General features: G+C 59.5%; 6 protein-coding genes and 1 pseudogene. 3 read left to right on the top strand and 4 right to left on the bottom strand.

Annotated elements, in window-relative coordinates:
• From NW820_RS09325 to NW820_RS09315, 3 genes are all read left to right on the top strand, one after another.
• Positions 1-214, top strand: a 214-nt coding sequence (locus tag NW820_RS09325) for a TOBE domain-containing protein (RefSeq protein WP_414407334.1), incomplete at its 5' end; no start/stop codon positions are given.
• A gap of 152 nt (positions 215-366) precedes the next feature.
• Complete coding sequence (locus NW820_RS09320) at positions 367-1,413, top strand: GntR family transcriptional regulator (protein ID WP_414407333.1); 1,047 nt, start codon at positions 367-369, stop codon at positions 1,411-1,413.
• 114 nt (positions 1,414-1,527) lie between these two features.
• Positions 1,528-2,010 carry a hypothetical protein gene (locus NW820_RS09315; RefSeq protein ID WP_414407332.1) on the top strand — a complete coding sequence of 161 codons (483 nt, stop codon included), beginning with the start codon at positions 1,528-1,530 and terminating at the stop codon, positions 2,008-2,010.
• A gap of 35 nt (positions 2,011-2,045) precedes the next feature.
• Here NW820_RS09315 and ribB read toward each other — a convergent pair.
• The 4 genes and pseudogenes from ribB to NW820_RS09295 all read right to left on the bottom strand — a co-directional run.
• Positions 2,046-3,194 (bottom strand): annotated as a pseudogene (gene ribB / locus NW820_RS09310) (3,4-dihydroxy-2-butanone-4-phosphate synthase); the annotation flags it as partial.
• Positions 3,195-3,337: 143 nt separating this feature from the next.
• Positions 3,338-4,507, bottom strand: coding sequence for a molybdopterin-synthase adenylyltransferase MoeB (moeB, locus tag NW820_RS09305; protein WP_414407331.1), 1,170 nt, complete (start codon positions 4,505-4,507; stop codon positions 3,338-3,340).
• A 2-nt stretch (positions 4,508-4,509) separates the two neighbouring features.
• Positions 4,510-4,791, bottom strand: a complete 282-nt coding sequence (locus NW820_RS09300; protein WP_011433658.1) for a MoaD/ThiS family protein — start codon at positions 4,789-4,791, stop codon at positions 4,510-4,512.
• 246 nt (positions 4,792-5,037) lie between these two features.
• Entirely contained in the window at positions 5,038-5,526 is a 489-nt protein-coding gene (locus tag NW820_RS09295; RefSeq protein ID WP_414407330.1) for a M67 family metallopeptidase, read from the bottom strand.
• Positions 5,527-5,691: the final 165 nt, after the last annotated feature.

Below are 5,691 nucleotides of genomic sequence, written 5' to 3'. Positions count from 1 at the left end.
AGGGATCCCCGATGGCCACTGCCGCTTGCGGGGACGGATTTGCGACACTGCTTATCTAGGGGCTTTCATTCGCTATCAGGTATGGGTGTCGGGCTGTGAGGTGAAACTTTTGGCTGTGCAACCCAACCCCGGCCTGAATTTGCAGCAGTTGCCGGAAGGGACGGAGGTGACTTTAAGTTGGGATCCCAGCCGGATGCACCGCATCCCCGAATAGGGCTCTCAATCCCGATCTCCTCTGGAGCTTGTCTATCCGGCGTCGGCGCTATCTTGCAGGCAGTTGACACTCCCGCCGACTGAAGTCGAGGGATTCTTACGTAGCCCAGAAACGGGCTCGCAACGGCGTTGTCAAAGGGAGAAAAACGGGCCATGATGCGCATTTCCATCCAGCCGGGGAGCGGGATCCCTGGCTCCGTGCAGCTCTTTAATTTGCTCTGCTTCGCCATTGCCTGTGGGCAGTTTCCTCCCGGCTGCCGCCTGCCCAGCACCCGTCAATTGGCCATGCAAACGGGCCTGCACCGCAATACCATCCACAAGGTTTACCACCAACTCGAGGCTATGGGCCTGGTGGAAACCCGCGCTGGATCTGGCATTTACGTGAGCCGCTCCGCCCGCCAGGTGGTTAACTACTCTCGCGGCCTGGGGGAAAACCTGGATCGATCCCGACAGGTCCTGGAGCAGGTGCGCCAGGGCATCGACCAGCTGCTGCAGCAGGGGTTTTCTTTGGAGCAGGTGCGGGATCTGCTGCTAGCGGAGATCGATTGGCGATTGCGCTGCAGTGCCCAAGTGCTGGTGTGTGTGCCCAACCGGGATTTGGGTACAGGACAACTGATGGCCCAGCAAATCCAGCAGACTTTGGGCATCCGGGTCCAGTTGGTGCCCCTGGAGGAGCTGGCCACCGTTCTGGATCAGATCCATTCCGGCACTGTGGTGACGCTGCACTATTTTCTCAGCGCCGTCGAGGCCATTGCCCAACCCCGGGGGGCCCGTGTTCTGACGGTGGAGGTGTCCGACTACGCCCGCGAAATTGCCCTGATCCGCCAATTGCCTTCCTACGCCTGTCTGGGGCTGGTGAGCATCAGCACTGCCCTGCTGGAGGTTGCCGAGGTGATCGTCCACAGTCTGCGGGGAGACCTGCTGGTGCTGACGGCAGTGATCTCGGATACGGAACGGGTGGGATCCCTAATCCGCCGCGCCCATACGCTGATTTGCGATGAGGCCAGCTACCCCACCCTGCGGGTCTTGGTGCGCCAAGCCCGAGCCGATCTAATCCGCACACCCAACCTAGTCTGCGCCACCCCCCACATCGGAGAAGCAGCCATGGCCGAGCTGCGACGGGAACTGGGTGGGATCCCTGGAGCCGGAGGAGATGGGGACGCAAGCAGTAGCAGTTTGCAAGGCAAAGAAACCCATTAAGCCTTGTTGCAGGTGAGCCATTTTGCGGATGACAGGCTGCCCGATATCGCGTTTAAGTGGAAATACGGTAAAAGCTTACTCACTTTGATTCATCGCTGATCAGTCTTTACACGCATGGTGATCCTCGACTACGCCTCCGTCAATCACGACTATGTGGCGGTTACACGGGAAGGTTTCTGGGAGGCCATCCGCTTCCAGAACCATTTTTATGTTTTCAACCGGGGCTTTTCTCAGCTGCAAGAGGCCATCGCCAGTTGCCGCTACGACATGGATCACGGATCCCTGATCAGCCTCGTGGTGGTGCGCCCTCGGAGCTATGAGGTGTGGTCACAGGTGGGATCCGACATTCCCGTCTTGCCGAAGCAACTCTTGAGCCCCACAGCCAGGGACTCCGTCTCGCCGGCGCGCCAGTGCTCCGCACCCCTGTCACCAGCGCGGAAGCGTCGCATAGCAATGACGGCTCCATCGGGGCCCGAACGTCCTTTCTGGTCTTTCTGGGGCTGGGGATCCAAGGCTTATGTGGTGGATGGCGAGCCGGCTGCACCCCAGTCTTTGTTCCACCACAGCCCTCGGCCCTACAACGCTCTACAGGCCTAGGCCGGAATCGGTTTCAGGGAACAGGACGGCTCCACGTGCAAATTGAGATCCGGCTCTTCCACCAGCAAGGGCACGCGCTCGGCCACTTCCAGGCCAAATCCTTTCAAGCCGCTGATGTGGCGAGAGGTATTGCTGATCAGGCGCATTTTGCGCACCCCCACATCCCGTAGGATCTGGGCTCCGATGCCGTAATCGCGCAAGTCCATCGCCACCGGTGGCGCGGTTTCAGAAAGTCCCAGATCTTGCCGGGCGTAGGACTTGATTTGCTCGATGAGACTCAGCTCCTGCTCTTGCCGGCGCAGGTACACCAGTACCCCCTTGCCTTGGTGGTCGATCATCTTCAGGGCCGCTGTCAATTGGCGGCGACAATCGCAGCGCAGGGATCCCAGCGCATCCCCTAGGGGACACTCCACATGGACGCGCACCAGGACGGGCTCAGCGGCAAATTGGGTCGGATCCCCTTTCACCAGGGCCAGGTGCTCGACTTGGTTGAGGCTATCGCGGTAGCCGTAAACCCGAAACTGGCCAAACTCCGTTGGCAGGGTGGCGGCAGCCTCTCGGTGAACCAGTTGTTCGGTGCGCAAGCGGTACTCGATGAGGTGGGCGATGGTGATGATCTTCAAATCGTGCTGACGGGCATATTCGATCAACTGGGGCAGGCGGGCCATGGAGCCATCCGGGTTTTGGATCTCGCAAATCACCCCTGCCGGATACAGCCCGGCCAACATCGCCAGATCCACCGCCGCTTCCGTATGGCCAGCCCGTTTGAGTACTCCGCCCTCCCGTGCCCGCAGCGGAAAGACATGCCCAGGCCGGCGCAGATCTTCCGGTCGCGTGTGCGGGTGAATGGCCGCCTGAATGGTGCGAGAGCGATCGGCAGCGGAAATGCCGGTGGAAACTCCAGCCTCTGGCCCAGCATCAATGCTGACGGTGAAGGCAGTTTGGTTGCTGTCGGTGTTCTGCCCCACCATCAGCGGGATCTTCAGCTCATCGAGGCGGGATCCCTGCATGGCCAGGCAGATAAGGCCCCGCCCGTAGGTGGCCATGAAGTTGATAGCTTGGGGCGTGGCAAACTGGGCAGCACAGACCAGATCCCCTTCGTTTTCTCGGTTTTCGTCATCGACCACGATGACCATGCGACCACACTTGAGGTCTTCGAGGGCTTCGGGGATGGAGTGGAAGATCGTTTCTGTCTCGGCCTGCGGGATGGCACTCATGGAAAAGGGGACGCAAAAAGGGAAAACCTGGCACAGCCGGCTCTGGGCACCGGATCTGCCGGATCTATGCTAGAGCAAACCGGGCGACAGGTAGGGATCCCAAGGCAGAGTCAGTACTTGGGAATCGAGGGATCGTAAGCCTCTGCCCAGGCGAGGATCCCCCCGCGCAGGTTTTTTCCTTGGATCCCAGCAGCTTGTAGGATCTTCAGGGCTTTGGCCGAGCGTGCCCCACTCTTGCAGTGGACGATCAGCTCTGAGCCGTTAAGGAGGCGACGCACCTGCTCCACCCCATCGCCATTTTCAATTTGGGGCAAGGGGATCAGGTGAGCACCAGGGATCCGGCCTATCTCCCACTCATTTGGGTTGCGCACATCGACCAACACAAAGTCTTGGTGAGCATCCATCCGCGCTTTCAGCTCGGCCACAGTGATCTCGGGGATCTCTGTCTGGCCAGCTTGTTCTGTGGCTTGGGCTGGCGGGATCCCGCAGAACTGCTCATAGTCGATAAGCTGGGTGATGGGAGGAGTGGCGGGGTTTTTGCGCAGCTTCAGCTCCCGGAAGCTCATGTTCAGGGCATCGTAAAGCAGCAGCCGCCCACTTAGGGTTGTGCCCACGCCCAGCAGGAGCTTCACGGTTTCGGTAGCTTGAATAACACCGATGATGCCGGGGAGGATCCCCAACACTCCCCCTTCGGCGCAGGAGGGCACCAGTCCTGGTGGGGGCGGCTCGGGGTAGAGATCCCGGTAGTTGGGCCCATCTTCGTAGTTGAAGACCGTCGCTTGTCCCTCGAAGCGGAAGATCGAGCCGTAGACATTGGGCTTGCCCGTCAACACACAGGCATCGTTCACCAGGTAACGGGTGGGGAAGTTATCGGTGCCATCCACAATCACGTCATAGTTGGCAAACAGCTCCAGTGCGTTGTGGGCCTTCAGGGCGGTGTTGTAAACATCCACTTGACAGTGGGGGTTGATCTCCAGGATGCGGTTCTTGGCCGATTCCACCTTCGGCTTGCCCACCCAGGAGGTGCCGTGGATCACCTGCCGCTGCAGGTTGGACACATCCACCACATCAAAATCGACAATGCCGATCCGCCCCACGCCGGCTGCCGCCAAGTACAGCAACAGGGGCGAGCCAAGGCCGCCTGTGCCGATGCACAGCACTTTGCCCGCTTTCAGCCGCTTCTGTCCTTCTAGGCCCACCTCGGGCAGGATCAAATGCCGAGAAAACCGCTCCATCTCTTCGCGGGAGAGGCTAACTTGGCTGGTATCCAGGTTCAACATGCTCACAACCCTCCGGCAATAGCAGGAACGATGCTGATGACGGCTTGTTCTCCCACGGGGGTGTTGTTGCCTTGGGGCAACGTGCGCACATCCTCGTCGTTGAGGTAGACATTGACAAAATTGCGCAGCTTCCCATCCTCGGTGTAGAGGTGGCGCTTCAGCTCGCCATAGCGGGCGATGAGGTTGCCCATCACTTCGCCAACATTGCTGCCCTCGATCTCGACAGCTTCCAGGTTGTCGGTGTAGGGGCGCAGGGGAGAGGGGATCAGAACTTTGGTTGCCATGGGAGTTCGGGGAGAGATCTTGGGTATCTACTGGAGACTTTTGAGGATCCAGAGGATCTGGGCTGACCTATCCGTTTGTCGATCTTGTTGGGGCTGTCTACTGACTTTGAGGATTCAGCTATGTTACAGACAAGGTTCAGCACTAGACTACCGCTTTTTCCGGTGGTACCCATCCCAGCTTTCAAGGATCCCAACTGAACTTAGCCGTGAACTTCAGCCTCAAACAGCGGCAAAGCCCAAACGACTCTAGCTTGCCAAAGCCGGGAGCGAGGGGATCCAGATGTCTTCCAGCATCTGCATCGGCTCCCGTTGGGGCTGCTCCTGCTCATCCAAAACCCAGCTCACCACCTCTTCTGCCTTGCCCTCGCGCACACTGACGATCACACAGGAAAAGCCCCAAGGAAAAGCATGCTGCCGATCAAACTCGGAGGGGATGGCCGCATGGTTGGGATGGGAGTGATAGGTGCCCAGGATCCCCAGCCCTTTGCGCACCGCGTGGTCGTTGGCCCGCTTGAAATCCGCCGGATCGATCAAAAAGCGGCGGCGGCTGGATTCCCCGTCTGCCAGAGGGTTTTCCGCTTGATCCCAGGTGTTGGTCACCGACCAAAGCTCGTGGATGATCTTGTCGGATCCCCGGATTTCCCCAATTAAAATGCCGCAGCTCTCGTGGGGAAAGGCTTGTTCGCCGTGCTGGCGGATGCTGTGAAGGTGGTCTGCCGAGAGGTAGAGGGCCATGAATCTCGCCTTTGCCGATGGAGTTACCGTTCTTTTATTCTGGCACAAGTTGGCCGGGGATCCCTCAACTTAGCTACAGCGGATGCCATTGGGGCGCAACGGGCAGGCCGTTCCGCAGAGGCCGCCGCTGCTGAAAATGTTCGGCCACCAGTGTGGCGCGGTCAG

The organism is Synechococcus sp. R55.7 (genome assembly GCF_047461955.1).
Taxonomy (GTDB): Bacteria; Cyanobacteriota; Cyanobacteriia; order Thermostichales; family Thermostichaceae; genus Thermostichus.
This window is presented reverse-complemented; position numbering and strand designations above follow the sequence as displayed.

Coding starts and splice junctions, on each gene's coding strand:
- moeB (WP_414407331.1), bottom strand. CDS start 4,507: ATGTTGAACCTGGATACCAGCCAAGTTAGCCTCTCCCGCGAAGAGATG.
- NW820_RS09320 (WP_414407333.1), top strand. CDS start 367: ATGATGCGCATTTCCATCCAGCCGGGGAGCGGGATCCCTGGCTCCGTG.
- NW820_RS09315 (WP_414407332.1), top strand. CDS start 1,528: ATGGTGATCCTCGACTACGCCTCCGTCAATCACGACTATGTGGCGGTT.
- NW820_RS09300 (WP_011433658.1), bottom strand. CDS start 4,791: ATGGCAACCAAAGTTCTGATCCCCTCTCCCCTGCGCCCCTACACCGAC.
- NW820_RS09295 (WP_414407330.1), bottom strand. CDS start 5,526: ATGGCCCTCTACCTCTCGGCAGACCACCTTCACAGCATCCGCCAGCAC.